Consider the following 18,190-nt stretch of genomic DNA (forward strand, 5'->3'; position numbering starts at 1 on the left):
CGTCACACCCAGAGTACGGGCTGTGGTGCGCCGTTGGTTCAATGCCCTTCGCACCCACGCAAAACCCCCGCGCGGGGCGGGGGCTTCCAGGGGAGGAGAGAGTCCGGCTCAGGCGGTGGTCTGTGGCATCGGGGTGGGCGTGCCGCCCACGCGGGCCACGGCCTCGCGCACCACGTCGCCCGTAATCAGCTCCTGCGAGAGCAGGGCCTCGGCCACTTCCTGCATGGCCACGCGGTACTCGCCGACGATATCGCGGGCACGCTCGAAAGCGCGGTTCAGGATGCGCTTGATGTCCTCGTCGACCAGCTGCGAGGTGTGCTCGCTGAAGGCCTTGGGCTTGGTCATGTCCTCGCCCAGGAACACCGGGCCGCTGTCGGTGACCAGCGCCATGTTCTTGAAGTTCTCGCCCATGCCCCATTCCAGCACCATCTTCCGGGCGATGTTGGTGGCCTTGCGGAAGTCGTCGGCCGCCCCGCTGGTCACGCTGCCCATGAAGACCTCCTCGGCGGCGCGGCCGCCCAGCGCCACGACCAGCTGGTTCTCTAGGCGTTCCTTGCTCATCAGCACCTGCTCTTCGGGCAGGTAGAACGCGGCGCCCAGCGCCCGGCCACGCGGGATGATCGACACCTTCTGGAGCTTGTCGCTGCCGGGGATCACGGCGGCGGTCACGGCGTGTCCGGCCTCGTGGTACGCGATGGCCTTCTTCTCGGCGTCGCTGATGGTCAGCGAGCCGTTCTCCAGGCCCAGGGTGATCTTGTCCAGGGCGCGGTAGAAGTCGCTCATGTCGATCACGGTCTTGCTCAGGCGCGCGGCTTCCAGCGCGGCCTCGTTGGTCACGTTCTTGAGGTCGGCGCCCGAGAAGTACGGGGTGCTCTTGGCGATCTCGTTGACGTCCACGCCGCCGCCGATGGGCTTGTTGCGCAGGTGCACCTTGAGGATCGCCTCGCGCTCCTTGAGGTTCGGCAGGTCGATGGTCACCTGACGGTCGAAGCGGCCGGGGCGCAGCAGGGCCGGGTCGAGCACGTCCGGGCGGTTGGTGGCGCCCAGCACGATCACGCTGCTGGTCTTGTCGAAGCCGTCCATCTCCGAGAGGATCTGGTTGAGGGTCTGCTCGCGCTCGTCGTGGCCGCCGCCGATCCCGGCTCCACGCTTACGGCCGATCGAGTCGATCTCGTCGATGAACATGATCGCCGGGGCGCTCTTGCGGGCGTCCTCGAAGAGGGTGCGCACGCGGCTGGCGCCGACGCCCACGAACATCTCCATGAACTCGCTGGCGCTCACGCTGAAGAAGGGCACGTCGGCCTCGCCAGCAATGGCGCGGGCCAGCAGCGTTTTCCCGGTGCCGGGAGGGCCGACCAGCAGCACGCCCTTGGGAATCTCGGCCCCGATCTGGTGGTACTTGCCCGGGTTCTTCAGGAAGTCCACGACCTCCACGAGTTCCCGCTTGGCTTCCTCGTGGCCGGCCACGTCGGTGAACTTGGTCGGCACGCGGTTTTCCTTGCCGTACTTCTTGGCGCGCGACTGCCCGAACTGCATGACGCCGTTCTGGCCGCCCTGGGCGCGCATGAAGAAGAAGTACATCATGCCGAACAGCAGGATGATCGGCAGGAAGTTCAGCAGGATGCCCAGCCACTGACTGGGCTGCTCGAAGCGCAGATCCACGTTCTTCGCCTGGAGCTGCTGGATCAGGCTGGAGTCGGGCGTGGCCTGCGAACTGGGAAGCCGCACGGTGAAGGACGTCAGGTCTGCGGTGGAGGTGCCCCGTGAGGTGTTCACCGTGACCGGCGTCTTGTCCTTCAGGGTGACGGACGCGTCGCTCTCGCGCACGATGACGCGGTCAATCTTGCCCTGGTCGAGCAGGGACTTGAATTCGTTGTAATTCACACTGACGCGCGTCAGGTTCGACGACTGCGAGAACATCAGGAACAGTGCCAGTACGAACAGCACGATCAGCCAGGGATTAAGCCGCCTCAAGAACAGTCCTCCGGGAAGGTGAAAGGGTGAAGGGAGCGTCATTCGCCCCGTGAAGTTGAGTGTACCAGACTCAAGGCTGGGCGGATTGTCCGCTTTGCCACCCCCACTTCACCAACCGGCAATCTTCGGCCCGTTCCACCCCGCGCCGCGCCCACGCAGCCGCTTTTCACGCCCGGTTAACCGCGCCCCCTACACTGAGATCCGTGAGACTGCTGCTCGTCGAGGACGATCCCCGTATCGCCGAACCCACCATCCTCGCGCTGCGCGAGGCCGGGTACGCCGTCACCTGGGAACAGACCGGCACCGGCGGCCTGGAGGCCGGGATGCTCGGCGACTACCCGCTGGTGGTGCTGGACGTCATGCTCCCCGGTCTGGACGGCTTCGAGATCGCCCGCCAGCTGCGGGAGGGGGGCGTGGAATCCGCCATCCTGTTCCTCACCGCGCGCGGCGACCTGGGCGACCGCGTGCAGGGCCTGGACCTCGGCGGCGACGCTTACCTCGTCAAACCCTTCGCGGTGCCCGAACTGCTCGCCACGCTGCGGGCCCTCTCGCGCCGCGAGCGCGGACAGAGCGCCCCGAACGCCACTTTTGCCGAGGGGCGCGGCACCCTCGACACGGTCGCCCGGACGGTCACCTGGGACGGCCAGGAGGTCGCCGTGACCGGCCGCGAGTACGGTCTGGTCGAGGCCCTGGCCCTCTCGCCGGAACGCTGGTTCACCCGCGAGGACCTGCTCGACCGTGTGTGGGGCCCGGAATTCGAGGGCGAACCGCGCATCGTGGACGTGTACATCCGTTACCTGCGCCGCAAACTGGCCCCGGAGGCCGTGACCAGCGAACGCGGGCGCGGGTATCGCGTGGAGAAGTGAGGGCGTGACCCTGACCCTGCGCGCCCGGCTGGCCCTGTGGGCGGCGCTGGCCACCGCCCTGGCCGTCGCGCTGGTCGCGGGCGGGCTGTACTACGCCGTGAACGGCCTGCTGGAACGCAGCCAGCTCGACCGCACCCTGAGTGCCGCCAGCGCCGCGCAGGAACGCGTCGAGAGCCTGCTGGGCATCCACCGGGACGATCCTTTCGACCTGGGAAGCCTGGGCAGCGTGGACAGCGCGCTCAGCTTCACCCTGCCCACCCAGGCCGACCTGGAACGCATCGCGGACGCCGACGGGCAGCGCACCGGTGTGGAACTGCGCCTGGTGGGTCTGGTCGGCGGCAGTCTCAGCAGCGTCGCCACGCCGCGCTTCCCACAGCAGGGCGTGCCGGTGAACCTGCGTCCCGGTCAGTACCGCCTGGTGGAACAGCTGATCGTCGTGCGCCCCCTGCGCGGCTCCCAGGCCCTCCTGACGGTCGCCTCGGACGCCCGCGCGCTGGGAGCCGCCCGGCAGGCTTTCACGCAGGTGCTGGTGTGGCTGCTGCCGTTGACGCTGCTCCTGACCCTGGCCATCGGCTGGACCGTGGCGGGCCGGCTGCTGCGCCCGGTGCGCGCCCTGGAACACGCCGCGCAGGAGATCGGCAGCGGCGGCGACCTGCGCCGCCCGCTGCCCGGCGCGGGCGACCGCGACGAACTCGCCCGGCTGGCCGGCACCCTCCAGGCCAGTTTCCATCGCCTCGCCGATGCCCGCGACCGCGAGCAGGCGTTCCTGCGGGCCGCCGCGCACGACCTGCGCAGCCCTCTGGCCGCCCTGACGGTTCGCGTGGACGGCGCGCTGGCCCGCGACCGCGACGCGGAACGCTACCGCGCGGACCTGCGCGAGATCGGCACGGACATCACGCGGCTCTCGCAGCTCGCCAACCACCTGCTGCTGCTGGCCCGCGATCCCGCCGCACTGGGCCGCGCGCCCGTCCCGCTGCGCGACCTGGCCGCCGACGCAGTGGACCGCGCCCGGGAACTCGCGCCCGAAGCCGATGTCGACCTGGATGCTCCGCACGCCGTGACCGTGCCCGGCGACCGGGTGCTGCTGGGTCAGGCCATCTGGAACCTCACCATGAACGCCGTGCGGCATGCGCCGGGCGCGACCGTGACCGTCACCGTGGACGGCCATCCGGGCGGCGCGCGCATCACCGTGCACGACGACGGCCCCGGCGTGAGCGCGGACGTCCTGGCGCGGCTGGGCGAGGCCTTCTACCGCCCCAGCGAGAGCCGCAGCGGCGACGGCCACGGCCTGGGTCTCGCCCTGGCCCGCCGCGCCGCCGAGCTGCACGGCGGCACCCTGACGCTGGCCAGCGCCCCCGGACAGGGGTTCACGGCCACGCTGGACGTGCCCGTCACGGCGCCATCACCCACCGTGACCGCACCGCTGCGCGCCTGATAGCCACGCCAGGGAACGCTCTGCTACGCTGATCGGCAATGCCTGAAACGGACACCCGCTGGAGCGCCGTCGTGCTGGGCGGCGGCGACCCCGGCGACCCCTTCGCCGCCGCGCACGGCGTGAAGGTCAAACCCCTGATTCCCGTCGCGGGGCAGCCCATGGCCGTGCATGTCCTGCGCGCCCTGCGCGGCAGCGGGCGGGTGGAGCGCATTGCCTATGTGGGGCCAACCACACCCGAGATCGACGCCATGATCGACGTGCGCGTCACCGATGTGGGGACGCTGCTCGGCAACCTGGAGGCGGGCGTGGAGGCGCTCTCGCAGGATGGTCTGAAGCCCGCAGAGCGTGTGCTGATTGCCACGGCGGACATTCCCATGCTCACGGCCGCGCAGGTGCGCGACGTGCTGGACGGCGCGCCGCCCGACGCCGGCCTGGTGTACCCGGTGGTGCGCCGCGAGGTGTGCGAGGCCACGTACCCCGGCGTGAAACGCACCTACGCCCGCCTGAAGGACGGCAGCTTCACCGGCGGGAACCTGTTCCTGCTCGATCCTGGCCTGCTCGGTCAGTTCCTGCCCCGCCTGCGCGAGGTGCTCGCCGCGCGCAAGGCCCCGATCCGGCTGGCCGCCCTGATCGGCCCCGGGATCCTGCTGCGGCTCGTCACGGGCCGCCTGACCATCGTGGCGCTGGAAGCGAAGGTCTCGGCCTTGCTGGGCGTGTCGGCCCGCGCCCTGATCACGCCCCACGCCGCCGTGGGCACGGACGTGGACAAGGACGAGGATCTCGTCCTGGCCGCCGCGCACCTCGGCGCCGCCCCCTGAGCGGCCCGGCCCTGTCCACCCAATCGGGCCGCCACAGCACGCGAAAACCTGTCTGCCTTCGCCCTTGCGCCCCTCCGGCGGGGTGTGCATACTGTCCCCCATGCCGCACATCATCACCAGCCCCTGCATTGGCACCAAGGATCAGGCCTGCACCGAAGTGTGCCCTGTGGAGTGCATCTACGACGCGGGCGACATGTTCCTGATCCACCCGGACGAATGCATCGACTGCGGCGCGTGCGTGCCCGCCTGCCCCGTCAGCGCCATTTTCCCCGAGGAAGATACGCCCGCCGGCGAGGAAAGCTACATCGAGAAGAACCGCGCCTTCTTCGGTCTGTAAGACCCTGCTGCCCGCCTGACGCGCGCTTTCCAGCCCCCGGTGTTCCCGCCGGGGGCCTTTCTCGGCCTGCCCAGGGGGCCGCTTGCCTGCGCCCGCGCCTTCCCGCTAGCATGACCGCGCCCATGCGGGCCTCGCCCGCCACCTGCCGCCCCGCCCCGGACGCGCGTCCGGCCCTCCTCCGGAAAGTGAGGTGACGACCGTGAACCCTGAACCCGAACCGCCCAGTTTGCCCTCCGGCCACCGGATCACGCCACCTTGCCCCCGGAGGACGCGCCATGTCCCACACTGATCCACGCCAGCCGGACTGCCGATGCTGACGTACTACCGCTCCATCGGCGGAAAACTCACCACCCTCGACGCCTACACCGACGGCTGCTGGGTGAACGCTGCCGACCCCAGCCCCGAGGAACTCGCCCGCGTGTCCCGCGAGACCGGCCTGGAACTCGATTACCTGTCGTACCCCCTCGACCCGGATGAACGTTCCCGCTTCGAGCGAGAGGACGGACAACTCCTGATCATCATGCAGACCAGCTACCGCCTGCCCGAGGAGAGCGACATTCCCTACGACACGGTGCCGCTCGGGATTCTGCACACGGATCACTGCGTGGTGACGGTGTGCAGCCTGCCGGAGAACCCGGTCATCAAGGACGTCCTGAGCGGCTTGGTGCGGCGCGTGAGCACCGTCAAGAAGAACCGCCTGACTCTGCAACTGTTCCTGCGCAACGCCCAGCGCTTCCTGATCGACGTCCGCCAGATCAACAAGCGTGTGGACGCCATCGAGGACAAGCTGGAGAACAGCCAGCAGAACCGCGAGCTGCTGAACCTGCTGAAGCTGGAAAAGAGCCTGGTGTACTTCATGACCGGCCTGAAGGCCAACGAGGCCATGATGGAACGCGTCAAACGCGACCGGATCTTCGAGATGTACGAGGAAGACAGCGACCTGCTCGACGACGTCCTGATCGAGAACCTCCAGGCCATCGAAATGGCGAGTATCGCCAGCAACATCCTGACCTCGATGGCCGGGGCCTTTGCCAGCGTGATCAGCAACAACGTCAACCAGGTCGTGAAGGTGCTCACCGTGACCACCATCCTGGTGGCCATTCCCACGCTGGTCAGCGGGTTCTTCGGCATGAACGTGCCCGGCCTGCCCTTCCACAACAGTCCCTACGGCTTCTGGCTGGTCATGATCGTCGCCATGGGCATCGCCACCCTGATCGCCGTGCTGTTCTACCGCCTGCGCGTGCTCTAGGGCAGGTCAACTGGGCGCGTCGGCACCCGTCCGGATCATCCCCGCGGGTCGATGAACACCACGTCGGTCTGCCCGGCGTCTGCGGCTGCCAGGGCCAGCAGGCGGTCGGCCTCGGCGGTCAGGGCCGACCGGGCCGCGTCGGAAAGCTCCCCGAAGGGCTCGATGGTCAGCTGGGCGGCCTCGCGCCGCTGATCCAGCGTCCAGGTGCCGGCCACGAAGCCGTCAAGCAGGAAGGTATGCGGGAAGATGCCGTTCTTGACGGAAAAGAGCCGCTGGTGGGCGGGCGCAGTCATGAACCGACGGCGATCCGCGTGGGACAGCAGCAGGTTGTCGAAGGCGGCCAGCAACCGGGCTGGCGCGGGCGTGGTCTCGGGCGGGCGTGGAGCCTCCGGCAGATCGAACAGCTCGGTACCCGCCTCGTCCCGGAAGGTCAAGAGGTGTGGACGGAGCCGTTCCAGCACCCCACGCAGGTGGGTCAAGCCGCACCACACCTGAAGATCCTTCACGCTGGCCGGGCCGAAGGCCCCGAGGTACCGGCGGACGAGCGTCTCCAGGGTGGAGGTCGGGTTCCCTTCTGCAGGGTTCAGGGTCGGGCCCAGCCAGCCGGTGGCAGTCATCAGGGTGGGCTGTCCACCCTGGCCCCGGACGCCCCTGGGCGGCACCTGCACCAGAGGCAGCAGGTTCCGCAGCGCCTGCACCAGCGCCTGCGGATCACGATCCGGATACAGTCCGGCCAGCAGGGGGCGCAGCTCGGTCGAGGTCAATGCCCGCGTGCCCAACAGCTCCTGGCCCCTTTCCGCCAGGTCGGTCAGGTCGAGTCCGGCGAGGGCCGCCGCGTACGACGCGTTGTTCCGCAGGGCCCGGTCGAAGACGGGCTGCAGCAGCGTCCGCAGCGGCAGGGCGTCGCGGGCACTCACCAGATGCACGGTGTTGCGCAGCAGCGCCATCCGGACGGCCCGCCGTTCCAGCAGCGCCGCCGAGAGTTCTCCCGCCGCAAAACGTTCTAGCCGGCACCACAACCCGAAATAGGGCGGAATCGGGGCCTGGGCCTGCAGGCCGACCAGGTGCTCGATCGCTTGGAGCGCCGTCCCGTCGTGGCGGTACAGCAACCTCTGGCGGGCCAGGGTCGCCCGGTTCAGGGCGCGCGTGGAGAGGATCGGAGGCACGGAGCCAGCCTAGCCCTGCGGTTCCCGCCGGCTCACGGTGCCTGTGAACAGCGCGATCAGCTCGCCATCCTCCCCATTGCGTACTTCCACGCGGTAGGTGGCCAGCGTCCGGCCCACGCGTTCCGGGTTGGCGGTGGCCACCAGCCGGTCACCTTGGCGGGTGGCGCGGAAGAAGCTCAGGTGCGTCTCGATGGCCACCGCCTGGGCGTGCTGGTTGCTGATGATCGCGAAGGCCTCGTCGGCCACGCTGAAGATCACGCCGCCGTGGGTGGTGCCGTGCATGTTCAGGCCCGCGTCGTCCACCGTCAGGGCGACGCGGGTACGTTCAGGGGTGGCCTCCAGCACGGTCATGCCCAGGGCCTCGGCGTAGGTCATGCTCCAGGGTAGGTCAGGAACGCCCGCGCTGGATCAGGATTCGGAAGGGCGTGGGGTGTACGGCCACGCGACCTCGCCGGCCGGATCGTCCGGGCCGGCCCCGTCCCAGTCGTAGGGGTAGACCTCGCGGCAGATCAGGGGGCCACGCGTGCCGTGGGCGTCGGCGTAGGCGGCCGTGGTGTCGAAGGCTTCGAGGATGGTGGGGAACTCGAACTGCTGTTTTGTGACGGTCACGTAGGCTTCGTGGTGCGCGCCTTCTTCCCGCAGGGTGATGTCCCCGGTGGGCGTCATGGCACCGGTGTATGGCACGCAGACCTCGACCGGGCCGTCGCTGTCGGCGGTCACGGCCCCGTGATAGATCACGAAGGGCGGCCCGGCAATGACGGCGCCCTGGGAGGGGATCTCCTGGATCAGCCGGGTGATACTGGGGGGCAGGAAGCCGCTCAGTTCCGGCTGGTACACGCGTTTCTGGATGGTGGCGATCTGGCGGGTGGGGAGGTCGCGGGTCTGCACCGTAAAGGTCTGGGTCATGGTGGAGGCTCCTTCGAGGGTGTTCAGGATGTACCGGGCCAGGGCGCGGCTCTGGTCATGCTGCCGCTCGGCACCTTCCCAGTAGCCCCGGATCAGGCCACTGCGGGCGCCACGGGGCGCGTCGAGCACGGTGCGGATGGTGGTGAGCGGCATGTCCAGTTGCCGCAGCAGGCCGATCAAACGGGCGGTGTCGAGCTGCTCAGGCGCGTAGTGGCGGTAGCCGGTCTGGGCGTCCACGCGATCCGGGGGCAGCAGGCCCAGGTCGTCGTAGAGCCGCAGGGCCTTGAGACTCAGGCGGGTCGCCTGCGCGAAGGCCCCGATGGTCATGTGGGCGCTGGTCGGCGGGTGCGGGCTGGGGGACTGCGGGCTGGGGGACTGCGGGCTGGGCGGCTGGGTCATGGGCGGGCCTCCGGAGGTGCCTTCAGCTTGAGGGCTGCCCCTTGGGCAGAGTCAAGGGAGTGGGGAAGAGGAGCCGAGTCAACTGGAGGAGGACGACAGCGTCACCCTGGCCCGCTACTCTGCAGCCATGAGTCCGATGCTGCTCGGCCACCGTGGCACCCCCCGCCTGCACCGCGAGAACACCCTGGCCGGGTTCCAGGCGGCCCTGGACGCTGGCCTGGACGGCGTGGAGCTGGACGTTCGCCGGCTGGCCGACGGCACGCTGGCCATCCACCACGACGAGGCGCTGCAGGATGGAAGACTGCTGCCGTTCCTGACCCTGGACGAACTGCCTACCGAAGTGCCCACCCTGGACGCCGTGCTGGCCTGGGCCGCCGATACGGGCGCGTACGTGAACGTGGAACTCAAGTACGAGCGGGCCCGCCCGGATGACCGGGTACCCCGTGCCCTGAACGCCATCCGCGCGCACGGGCTGGGATCGCGTGTGATCGTCAGTTCCTTCAACCCGCTGCTGCTGTTCGCGGCCCGTCAGAATGCCCCGGAGATCGAGCGCGGCCTGTTGATCCACAAATTGTACCGGGCCGGGCCGCTGGACAGCGTGCCGCTCGCGATGCGCTGGACGGGCAGCGTGGCCCTGCACCCGCACCACACCCTGATCGACCAAGGGCTCATGGCGCAGGCCCGGCAGTCCGGCTGGCGCGTGAACACCTGGACGGTGAACGAGGCGGCGGACGTGCAACGCCTGACGCAGCTGGGCGTGGACGCCCTGATCGGCGACCTGCCTGACGTGCTGCTGACATCGCGCTGACGGTGGCGTGGCAAGCCCACAAAAGCCCCTGGATGCCCTCCCAGACGCTTGACAAGCCCATGATGATGGGTGCTTACTGTGATTCCCATGAAAAGAATACTGCTGACGCTGACCATGCTGGGCACCGCTTCCGCGCAGACCACCGTGGAGTTCTGGCACTCGTTCGGCGACGCCAAGCGCTCCGGCTGGATTCAGGCGCGGGCTGACGAGTACAACAAGGCCCATCCCGACGTGAAGATCGCCCCCACCTACAAAGGCAGTTACAACGACTCGCTGCAGGCGACCATCCTGGCCGCGCGGCAGGGCAAGGCCCCGGCGCTGGTGCAGATCTTCGAGGTGGGCAGCCAGCTCGCGCTGGACAGCGGCGCGTTCCAGCCGGTCAGTTCGGTCAAGAACGTGGACTTCAGCGACTACATCAAGCCGGTCATCAACTACTACACCATCGGCGGGAAGGTGAACTCGCTGCCGTTCAACTCGTCCAGCCCGGTGCTGTACTTCAACCAGGACCTGATGACGAAGGCGGGCCTGAATCCCAAGACGCCGCCCACCACCTTCGGCGGCCTGCTGAAGGCCTGCGCGAAGATCAAGGCGGCGGGCCTGGAGGCCAAGTGCGCGGCGGTGCCGGTGTACGGCTGGCTGTTCGAGCAGTGGATGGCCGAGCAGGGTGCGCCGCTGGTCAACAACGGCAACGGCCGCGACAGCCGCGCCACGGCCAGCAACCTCGACAGCGCCGCCGCCAAGAAGATCTTCCAGTTCTTCAAGGACATGCAGGACGGCGGCTATGAGACCTACTCCGGCAAGCTGGCCGACACCGACGGCACGAACGCCATCTTCTCGAACCAGAAGGCCGTGTTCACCATCAACTCGACCGCCGACCTGGGCAACCAGATGGACTCGGCCAAGAAGGCTGGCTTCAAGCTGGGCGTGGGCGTGCTGCCCATCGCGGACGGCACCAAGCGGAACGGCGTGGTGATCGGCGGCGCGAGCCTGTGGATCTCCAAGAGCGTCAGCAAGCCCCAGGCGGAAGCCGCGCTGGACTTCGCGCTGTTCATGACGAGCACCAAGAACATGGCCGACTGGCACAAGCTGACCGGCTACTACCCCGTGCGCCAGAGCAGCATCAATTCGCTGCGCTCGCAGGGCTGGTTCACGCAGACCCCGCTGCAGCTCGTGGCCTTCAACCAGCTGCTCAAGACCGTGCCGAGCAGCGCCACGGCCGGCGGCCTGAACGGCGCAGCCATTCAGACCCGCACCATCATCGAGGAGGGCCTGCAGAAGGTGCTGGGCGGCCAGAGCGTGGACGCTGCGCAGGCCGAGGCCAAGACCCGCGTGGACGCCGCCCTGAGCGAGTACAGCGCGAACTTCAAGTAAGCCACCCGTCGTCGCGGCTCGCCCTTCCCGTCCGGGGGGCGGGCCGCACCTGAATTCCCCGCCCGCCCTGGAGAACCCATGAGGATGTCCGCATGTTGAAACCCGCCGCCGCCCGCGCCGCGCCGTCCGAGGAGCGCGCCGTCTTTCGGGGCCGGTGGCTGCCGTGGGTGTTCCTGCTGCCCACGCTGCTGATCCTGGCGGTGTTCATCTACCTGCCGGCGCTGCGCACCCTGCGCCTGGCGGCCTTCCGCGCCAACGTGATCCTGGGCACCGAGAAGTTCGTGGGCCTGGGCAACTTCGCCGACCTGCTCTCCAGCCCCGCGTACCAGCAGGTGGCCCTCCAGACCCTGGTGTTCACGGTGCTGACCGTCTCGGGCGGACTGCTGTGCTCGCTGGGCCTGGCGTGGCTGGCCAGCCGGCCCATCCGGGGCGCGAAGACCTACCGTCTGCTGCTGATCTACCCGTACGCCCTGAGCCCCGCGATTGCCGGAACGCTGTGGCTGTTCCTGTTCAACCCAGAGATCGGCGTGGTGAACCAGGTGCTGCGGGCGTCCTTCCACGTGGCACCGCGCTGGCTGGACACGCCCATCCTGGCGTTCGGGCTGGTCACGCTGGCGTCCATCTGGAAGGGCCTGGCGTACAACATCGTGTTCTACCTGGCGAGCATCCAGAACCTGCCGGGCGACGTGATGGAGGCCGCGCAGATCGACGGGGCCACGCCACGGCAGGTGTTCTGGCGGGTGGCCTTCCCGCTGCTCAGCCCGATCACGTTCTTCCTGGTGTTCACGAATATCATCGCGGCGCTGTTCGATTCCTTCGCGCTGACGGACATCCTCACGCGCGGCGGGCCGTATGTCGGGCACGCGGGGATCACGACCTTCCTGGTGTACCAGCTGTACCAGGACGGCTTCGTGAACTTCAAGACCGGGGCCGCCGCCGCGCAGGCCGCGCTGATGCTCGCGCTGGTGGCGTTCATCACGGTCATGCAGTTCCGGGTGGGCGAACGGCGGGTGCACTATGGCGCTTAAGACGGTGGCGTCCCGCACCGCTGCTCCGGCCCACGCCCCGGCGCACCGCCGCACGTGGCCCACGCACCTCGCGCTGACCCTCGCGGTGCTGATTATCAGCGCGCCGCTGATCTTCGCGCTGATCAAGGCCACGCAGGAGTCGAGCGCGGTTCTCAGCCCCAGCCTGATTCCGGGCGGCGCGTTCTTTCACAACCTGGGATCGGTGTGGAGCGGCGCGCACCTGGGCCGCTACATGATGAACTCGCTGATCGTGGCCCTGAGCGTCACGGTCGGTAAGACCATCTTGGCGCTGCTGGCCGCGCTGGCCTTCGTGTACTTCCGCTTTCCCCTCAAGGGCCTGGCCTTTGGGCTGGTGCTGCTGTCGCTCATGCTCCCGACCGAGGTGCTGATCATCGCCCTGTTCGATCTGGTCAGCCGCGACCTGAAATGGGCGAACACCTACGCGGCGATCATCGTGCCCTTCCTGGCGAGCGCCACCGGCACCTTCCTGTTCCGGCAGCACTTCATGAACATCCCCACGTCGCTGGCCGACGCCGCGCGCATCGACGGCTGCGGCCCGCTGACCTTCCTGACGCGCATCCTGGTGCCCATGAGCTGGAACACGGTGGGCGCGCTGGCCGTGATCCAGTTCGTGTACGGCTGGGATCAGTACATCTGGCCGCTGGTGATCATGCAGCAGGACGACAAGCAGGTCGTGCAGGTGGGGCTGCGCAAGCTGATCGAGGTGGGCGGCCAGACCGACTGGGGCGCGGTGATGGCCGGCGCGATCATCACGGCCGTGCCGCCCCTGCTGGTCTTCACGGCGCTTCAGGAGCAGTTCAGCCGGGGCTTTGCGCTGACCGAGGACAAGTAGCAAGTAGTCAGAGTCCCGTCACGCTGGGCTGACATGCTCGGGCTCTCCTCACAGGCGAGCACTCAGGATGCAGGGCTCGTTCCCACCCTTCAGAGGCCGCGCTGCCCGGTGTTCCCCCGGATGGCGCGGCTTCTCTTTGAAGGGCGCTCAGGCGGGTACGGCTTGACCAACGGCCGGGGGCTGGACGGCCGGTGCCGTGACGGGCGGCCGGAAGCGGCGCAGCCGCAGGGCGTTGCCCAGCACGAACACGCTGCTCAGGCCCATGGCCGCCGCCGCCAATACCGGGTTCAGGGTCACGCCCACGGGCGAGAGCACGCCCGCCGCGACCGGGATCAGGATGATGTTGTACGCGAAGGCCCAGAACAGGTTCAGGCGGATGTTCCGCAGCGTGGCGCGGCTCAAGGCGATGGCGTTCGGAACGCCGCGCAGGTCGCCTGCCATCAGGATTACGTCCGCCGTCTCGACCGCCACATCGGTGCCCGTGCCGATGGCGACGCCCACGTCCGCGCTCGCCAGGGCCGGCGCGTCATTGATGCCGTCCCCGACGAAGGCGACCCGCTGCCCGCCCGATTGCAGGGTCGTGACCACGTCGCTCTTGCCGCTGGGCAGCACGCCTGCGTGCACAGTGTCGATCCCCAGCGTCCGCGCGACGGCGTGTGCGGTGCGTTCGTGGTCGCCCGTGACCATGGCGACCGTCAGGCCCAGCGCGTGCAGGGCTTTCACGGCGTCTGCGCTGTCGGGCTTCACGGGGTCGGCCACAGCGATCACGGCGGCCAGCCGGCCGTCGATGGCCGCGTACAGCGGGCTCTTGCCCTCGTCGGCCAGCCGGCCGGCCTGCTGCGTGAAGGGCGTGATGTCCAGGCCCAGCTCGGTCATGTAGCGGTCGGCGCCGATCTGCACGCGGTGGCCGTCCACGGTCGCCTCCAGGCCCAGGCCGGGCCGCGCGCGGAAGTCTGTGGCGTCCGGCAGCCTCAGGCCTTCGCGCGCGGCCGCCCCGACGATGGCGCGGGCGATGGGGTGCTCGGAGGCCTGCTCGGCCCCGGCGATCACGCGCAGCACCTCGGAGCGTTCGAAGCCCGGCTGACTGTTCTGATTCAAGACGTGAAGATCGGTCAGCTCCGGGTGGCCCACGGTCAGGGTGCCGGTCTTGTCCAGCGCCACCACGTCCACCCGGCCCAGGGCCTCCAGCGCCGTGCCGCTGCGGAACAGCACGCCCAGCCCCGCCGCCCGGCCGCTGCCCACCATGACGCTGGTGGGCGTGGCGAGGCCCATGGCGCACGGGCACGCGATGATCAGCACGGCGACTGTGTGGATCAGCGCCTGCCCCAGCGCGCCGGGGCCGCCGATCAGCAGCCACGTCAGGAAGGTCAGCGCGGCGATCACCAGCACGGCCGGCACGAACACGGCGACTACGCGATCCGCGAGGCCCTGGATGGGCGGTTTGCTGCCCTGCGCGGTCTCGACCAGCCGGATGATCTGCGCTAGGGCGGTGTCGTTGCCCACGCGGGTGGCGCGGATCGTCAGGGTGCCGGTACCGTTCAGCGTGCCGCCGGTGACCGCTGCCCCGGCACGCTTGGCGACCGGGACGCTCTCGCCGGTGAGCATGCTCTCGTCCACCCACGACTCGCCGGTCATGACCTCGCCGTCCACCGGCAGCTTCCCGCCGGGCCGCACGCGGATCAGGTCACCGGACAGCACGTCGTCCACGGGCACCTCGACCTCCGCGCCGTTCCGGATCACGGTGGCGGTGGCTGGCTGGAGGGCCAGCAGGGTCTTCATGGCCTCGCTGGTGCGGCCCTTGGCCACCGCCTCGAAATACTTGCCGAGCAGGATCAACGTGATCACCACGGCGGACGCCTCGAAGTACACGTGGGCGCTGCCCGGCGGGAACAGATCCGGCAGGACGGTCACGGCGAGGCTGTAGACGAAGGCGGCCAGCGTGCCGATCATGACCAGCGAGTTCATGTCCGGACTGCGGTGGCGCAGCGCCGCCCAGCCCGAGCGCAGGAAGCGTCGGCCGGGGCCGAATTGCACCGGTACGGCGAGCAGCAGCATGATCACATTCAGTGTGCGCATCCCGACCGTGTCCATCAGCCACATCTCGAGCGCGGGCCACAGCATGGGCAGCATCGCCAGCAGCAGCAGCGGCACGGAAAAGGCAGCGCTGACGGTCACGGCGCGGCGCAGGGCACGCACGTCCCGCTCGCGCGCCTCCCGTTCCACATCTACGCGGGACGGCCCGGCTCCGGTGTCCAGCACGTCGTATCCGGCCTCGCGGATCGCGGCTTTCAGCTGGCCCGGACTCACGCTGCTCAGGGCGTCCACGCTGGCCCGCTCGGTGGCCAGATTCACCGACGCGTCCAGCACGCCGTCGATCTTTTGTAGCGCACGCTCCACGCGGCCCACGCACGCGGCGCAGGTCATGCCGGTCACGCTCAGCTCGGTGTGGGTGGTGCGAGCTTCGTAGCCGGTGTCCTGCACGGTCTGGATCAGGACGGGCGCGGCGACCTGCGCGGGGTCGTAGGTCACGGTCGCCCGCTCGGTGGCGAGGTTCACGCTGGCGTCCTGCACCCCCTCCACCTTCTTCAGGCCGCGTTCCACCCGCCCCACGCAGGCCGCGCAGGTCATGCCCTGGATATCAAGTTCGATGGTCGTGCTCATGGCCCTCCTGATCCCCCTGGGGGGGATACGAGTTCAGCGTAGCGCTATATGGCTGTCTAGAGCAAGTTGAAGACTCATTATTCGTCCATAACTGTTGACAACCCCCGGGGGAGGGTCTAGCCTTTGGGCATGACGACCCAGATTCCCACCACTGAACTGACCATTACCGGCATGAGCTGCGGCCACTGCGTCAAGGCTGTCGAGGGTGCCCTGAGGGCCGTACCCGGCGTACAGGCCGTGACCGTTGATCTCGCAGGCGGCCGGGCTACCGTGCAGGGCGATGCCGACACCCAGACCATGCTGGCCGCAGTAAGCGAGGAAGGCTACACGGCGCAGGTCGCCGGGGCGTGATCCGCACCGTGACGCTGGTTCTGCTGCTAAACGGCGCGGCCCTCGCCGGCGGGGGCGGCGCGTCCATGCCGGGCATGCAGCACGCCGCGCACGGAATGCCGGAAGGATCGATGCCGGCGGAGATGGCTGCCATGGGCGAGCGCATGACGGCCGAACTCCGGCCCCTGAGAGGCCGCGCCTTCGATATCCGGTTCGCGCAGCTCATGGCCGACCATCACCAGATGGCCATCGACATGGCCCGTGTGGAGGTTCTGCGCGGCACCGACGTCCGCGTGAAGGCTGCCGCTGCGAAGGTCATCGCCGCGCAGCAGCAAGAAATCGCCGTGATGCAGGGCTGGCTGCAGGCCTGGATCAGGCAGGACTACGCTCCCAGGGGCATGGGCAAGCCGATGGAGCTCACGGGCAGCGCTGACCGCTGGTTCCTGACTGGCATGGTTCCGCACCACCGGGGCGCGGTCGAGATGGCGGCGCTCGTGCCCACCCACTCGCAGGACGCGCGTGTGCGGACGCTGGCGGCCGACATCATCCGCGCCCAGACGGCCGAGATCGCCCAGTACACGGCGTGGCTGGGGAGCATGAAGTGACCACACCCGCCGCGCCGCACTGCCACGTCGAGGGCAAGCTGTGCATGCCGGAGGACGCCCGCAAGCGCGCCAGCCGCCGCCTGAGCATCGCGCGCGGTCATCTGGAGAGCATCGTCCGTATGCTGGACGACGAGGGCGTGTACTGCGTGGATGTGCTGCGGCAGATCAAGGCGGTGCAGGGGGCCCTGAGCGGGGCGACCGAGGTGGTCCTGCGCGGGCACCTCGAAGCGCATGTCGCCACAGCGCACGAACGTGGGGATACCGTCGAGATCGTCGAGGAACTCATGGAGGCGCTGAAGTACGCGTGATGGTGCTGGGGCGCGCGCGTTGCCCGATCTCGGTCAGGCAGGCCACCGCGCAGAGCAGCAGGAGCACCGCGATCTGAATCCTGGAGGGACGTATGAGTGACATCCTGACCTGCGCCCAGTGTGGCGCGAAGAACCGCGTGCAGGCGGTGCCAGGCGGTCAGGTGCCGGTGTGCGCCCGCTGCGGCGCGAACCTGCCGTGGCTGCACAGCGGCACGGACGCCTCGTTCGCGGCCGACATCCGGGCGGGCGTGCCGGTCATCGTGGACTTCTGGGCGCCGTGGTGCGGGCCGTGCCGCGTGATCGGCCCTGTGCTGGAGGACATCGCTCGTGAGCAGGCGGGCCGCGTTCGCGTGGTGAAGGTGAACGTGGACGAGAACCCCCGCACGCCCGGCTCGTTCCAGGTGCAGGGCATTCCGACCATGATCGTGTTCAAGGACGGTGAACCCGTCGACCGCATCGTGGGCGCCGTGCCGAAGGGCGAGATCCTGCGGAAACTGGCGGCCGTGCAGGCCAGCTGATCCGTCAGCGAGGACGCCGAGAGGAGTGCTTCCCTCTCGGCGTCCTCGCTGCTGTGCCGCCCTACCCGCGCAGGAGTTTCACAGCCCGAACCACGTCCTGCGGCGTGACCGTCTCGCCGGGGTGGGCGCGGCAGCCGGACGCGTACTGTTCGAGGATCTGCTCCCCGGCGGCGTCCAGGGCACTGCGCACGCCGGACAGCTGGGTCAGGATGTCGTGGCAGTCGCGGCCTTCCTCGATCATGCGGTGCAGGCCTCGCACCTGGCCCTCGATGCGGCGCAGGCGCTTCAGGACTTTCTCGTCCGTTTCGCTCAGGGGTGGTGGGGTGGGTGGCGTGGTCATGGTGTTCCTTTTGGCGGTGTCCGGTGGGGCACCCGACGCTTCAGTATCGCTCACACCGGCGGCGGTGACAGTGGGTGCGATTGAGTGGCTGGCCGTCACGTCCGGCGGATGCGGCCGATCCAGAGCAGCCTGGGGCGTTCGATCATCGTGTTGACAGTATACCCCCTGGGGGTTTAGGGTCAAGTCGACCATGCCCGGCATGTCCCGCTGGCCTGGTT

General features: G+C 69.0%; 19 protein-coding genes. 13 read left to right on the forward strand and 6 right to left on the reverse strand.

Annotated features, from left to right (window positions below; genetic code table 11):
• Nucleotides 1-108: 108 nt before the first annotated feature.
• A complete protein-coding gene (gene ftsH / locus E7T09_RS19360; protein WP_168734951.1) occupies nucleotides 109-1,974 on the reverse strand; it encodes an ATP-dependent zinc metalloprotease FtsH in 1,866 nt (621 codons plus the stop codon).
• Between the two features lie 203 nt (nucleotides 1,975-2,177).
• Here ftsH and E7T09_RS19365 point away from each other — a divergent pair, with 203 nt between their 5' ends.
• The 5 genes from E7T09_RS19365 to E7T09_RS19385 all read left to right on the forward strand — a co-directional run bounded on the left by E7T09_RS19365 (nucleotide 2,178) and on the right by E7T09_RS19385 (nucleotide 6,679).
• Nucleotides 2,178-2,840: a response regulator transcription factor gene (locus E7T09_RS19365; RefSeq protein WP_136390853.1), complete on the forward strand. Its 663-nt coding sequence runs from the start codon at nucleotides 2,178-2,180 to the stop codon at nucleotides 2,838-2,840.
• Nucleotides 2,841-2,844: 4 nt separating this feature from the next.
• Nucleotides 2,845-4,275: a HAMP domain-containing sensor histidine kinase gene (locus E7T09_RS19370; protein ID WP_136390854.1), complete on the forward strand. Its 1,431-nt coding sequence runs from the start codon at nucleotides 2,845-2,847 to the stop codon at nucleotides 4,273-4,275.
• 38 nt (nucleotides 4,276-4,313) lie between these two features.
• The gene (locus E7T09_RS19375; RefSeq protein WP_136390855.1) at nucleotides 4,314-5,093 is read left to right on the forward strand and encodes an NTP transferase domain-containing protein; all 780 of its coding nucleotides are present in this window, start codon (nucleotides 4,314-4,316) and stop codon (nucleotides 5,091-5,093) included.
• A 100-nt stretch (nucleotides 5,094-5,193) separates the two neighbouring features.
• Nucleotides 5,194-5,430 carry a ferredoxin gene (locus tag E7T09_RS19380; protein ID WP_136390856.1) on the forward strand — a complete coding sequence of 79 codons (237 nt, stop codon included), beginning with the start codon at nucleotides 5,194-5,196 and terminating at the stop codon, nucleotides 5,428-5,430.
• A 310-nt stretch (nucleotides 5,431-5,740) separates the two neighbouring features.
• The gene (locus tag E7T09_RS19385; RefSeq protein ID WP_136390857.1) at nucleotides 5,741-6,679 is read left to right on the forward strand and encodes a magnesium transporter CorA family protein; all 939 of its coding nucleotides are present in this window, start codon (nucleotides 5,741-5,743) and stop codon (nucleotides 6,677-6,679) included.
• Between the two features lie 35 nt (nucleotides 6,680-6,714).
• Here the strand turns inward: E7T09_RS19385 and E7T09_RS19390 are convergent, their stop codons facing one another.
• The 3 genes from E7T09_RS19390 to E7T09_RS19400 are packed head-to-tail and all read right to left on the reverse strand — an operon-like array spanning nucleotide 6,715 to nucleotide 9,150.
• A complete protein-coding gene (locus E7T09_RS19390; RefSeq protein WP_136390858.1) occupies nucleotides 6,715-7,845 on the reverse strand; it encodes a winged helix DNA-binding domain-containing protein in 1,131 nt (376 codons plus the stop codon).
• A gap of 9 nt (nucleotides 7,846-7,854) precedes the next feature.
• Complete coding sequence (gene paaI / locus E7T09_RS19395; RefSeq protein ID WP_136390859.1) at nucleotides 7,855-8,220, reverse strand: hydroxyphenylacetyl-CoA thioesterase PaaI; 366 nt, start codon at nucleotides 8,218-8,220, stop codon at nucleotides 7,855-7,857.
• Between the two features lie 33 nt (nucleotides 8,221-8,253).
• Entirely contained in the window at nucleotides 8,254-9,150 is an 897-nt protein-coding gene (locus tag E7T09_RS19400; protein ID WP_136390860.1) for a MerR family transcriptional regulator, read from the reverse strand.
• Nucleotides 9,151-9,277: 127 nt separating this feature from the next.
• Between E7T09_RS19400 and E7T09_RS19405 the strand changes: the two genes are divergently transcribed.
• The 4 genes from E7T09_RS19405 to E7T09_RS19420 all read left to right on the forward strand — a co-directional run bounded on the left by E7T09_RS19405 (nucleotide 9,278) and on the right by E7T09_RS19420 (nucleotide 13,210).
• Nucleotides 9,278-9,958 carry a glycerophosphodiester phosphodiesterase gene (locus tag E7T09_RS19405; RefSeq protein ID WP_136390861.1) on the forward strand — a complete coding sequence of 227 codons (681 nt, stop codon included), beginning with the start codon at nucleotides 9,278-9,280 and terminating at the stop codon, nucleotides 9,956-9,958.
• 87 nt (nucleotides 9,959-10,045) lie between these two features.
• Nucleotides 10,046-11,329, forward strand: a complete 1,284-nt coding sequence (locus E7T09_RS19410; RefSeq protein WP_136390862.1) for an ABC transporter substrate-binding protein — start codon at nucleotides 10,046-10,048, stop codon at nucleotides 11,327-11,329.
• A 92-nt stretch (nucleotides 11,330-11,421) separates the two neighbouring features.
• On the forward strand, nucleotides 11,422-12,357 hold the full coding sequence (locus E7T09_RS19415; RefSeq protein WP_136390863.1) for a carbohydrate ABC transporter permease: 936 nt from the start codon (nucleotides 11,422-11,424) through the stop codon (nucleotides 12,355-12,357).
• Nucleotides 12,347-13,210 carry a carbohydrate ABC transporter permease gene (locus E7T09_RS19420; RefSeq protein WP_136390864.1) on the forward strand — a complete coding sequence of 288 codons (864 nt, stop codon included), beginning with the start codon at nucleotides 12,347-12,349 and terminating at the stop codon, nucleotides 13,208-13,210. The genes E7T09_RS19415 and E7T09_RS19420 overlap by 11 nt, the downstream gene beginning before the upstream one ends.
• A 147-nt stretch (nucleotides 13,211-13,357) precedes the next feature.
• On the opposite strand, the gene E7T09_RS19425 is transcribed toward E7T09_RS19420, so the two are convergent.
• Nucleotides 13,358-15,871, reverse strand: coding sequence for a heavy metal translocating P-type ATPase (locus E7T09_RS19425; RefSeq protein ID WP_136390865.1), 2,514 nt, complete (start codon nucleotides 15,869-15,871; stop codon nucleotides 13,358-13,360).
• 129 nt (nucleotides 15,872-16,000) lie between these two features.
• Here E7T09_RS19425 and E7T09_RS19430 point away from each other — a divergent pair, with 129 nt between their 5' ends.
• The 4 genes from E7T09_RS19430 to trxA all read left to right on the forward strand — a co-directional run bounded on the left by E7T09_RS19430 (nucleotide 16,001) and on the right by trxA (nucleotide 17,632).
• The gene (locus E7T09_RS19430; protein WP_136390866.1) at nucleotides 16,001-16,222 is read left to right on the forward strand and encodes a heavy-metal-associated domain-containing protein; all 222 of its coding nucleotides are present in this window, start codon (nucleotides 16,001-16,003) and stop codon (nucleotides 16,220-16,222) included.
• A complete protein-coding gene (locus E7T09_RS19435) occupies nucleotides 16,219-16,806 on the forward strand; it encodes a DUF305 domain-containing protein (RefSeq protein ID WP_136390867.1) in 588 nt (195 codons plus the stop codon). The genes E7T09_RS19430 and E7T09_RS19435 overlap by 4 nt, the downstream gene beginning before the upstream one ends.
• A 44-nt stretch (nucleotides 16,807-16,850) precedes the next feature.
• Nucleotides 16,851-17,114 (forward strand): metal-sensitive transcriptional regulator, encoded by a 264-nt coding sequence (locus tag E7T09_RS19440; protein ID WP_136390968.1) that lies wholly within the window; start codon nucleotides 16,851-16,853, stop codon nucleotides 17,112-17,114.
• Nucleotides 17,115-17,206: 92 nt separating this feature from the next.
• Entirely contained in the window at nucleotides 17,207-17,632 is a 426-nt protein-coding gene (gene trxA, locus E7T09_RS19445) for a thioredoxin (protein WP_136390868.1), read from the forward strand.
• A 61-nt stretch (nucleotides 17,633-17,693) separates the two neighbouring features.
• Here the strand turns inward: trxA and E7T09_RS19450 are convergent, their stop codons facing one another.
• Nucleotides 17,694-17,972 (reverse strand): metal-sensitive transcriptional regulator, encoded by a 279-nt coding sequence (locus E7T09_RS19450; protein ID WP_136390869.1) that lies wholly within the window; start codon nucleotides 17,970-17,972, stop codon nucleotides 17,694-17,696.
• Nucleotides 17,973-18,190 lie beyond the last annotated feature (218 nt).

Source organism: Deinococcus sp. KSM4-11 (assembly GCF_004801415.1).
In the GTDB taxonomy this organism is placed as follows: Bacteria; Deinococcota; Deinococci; order Deinococcales; family Deinococcaceae; genus Deinococcus.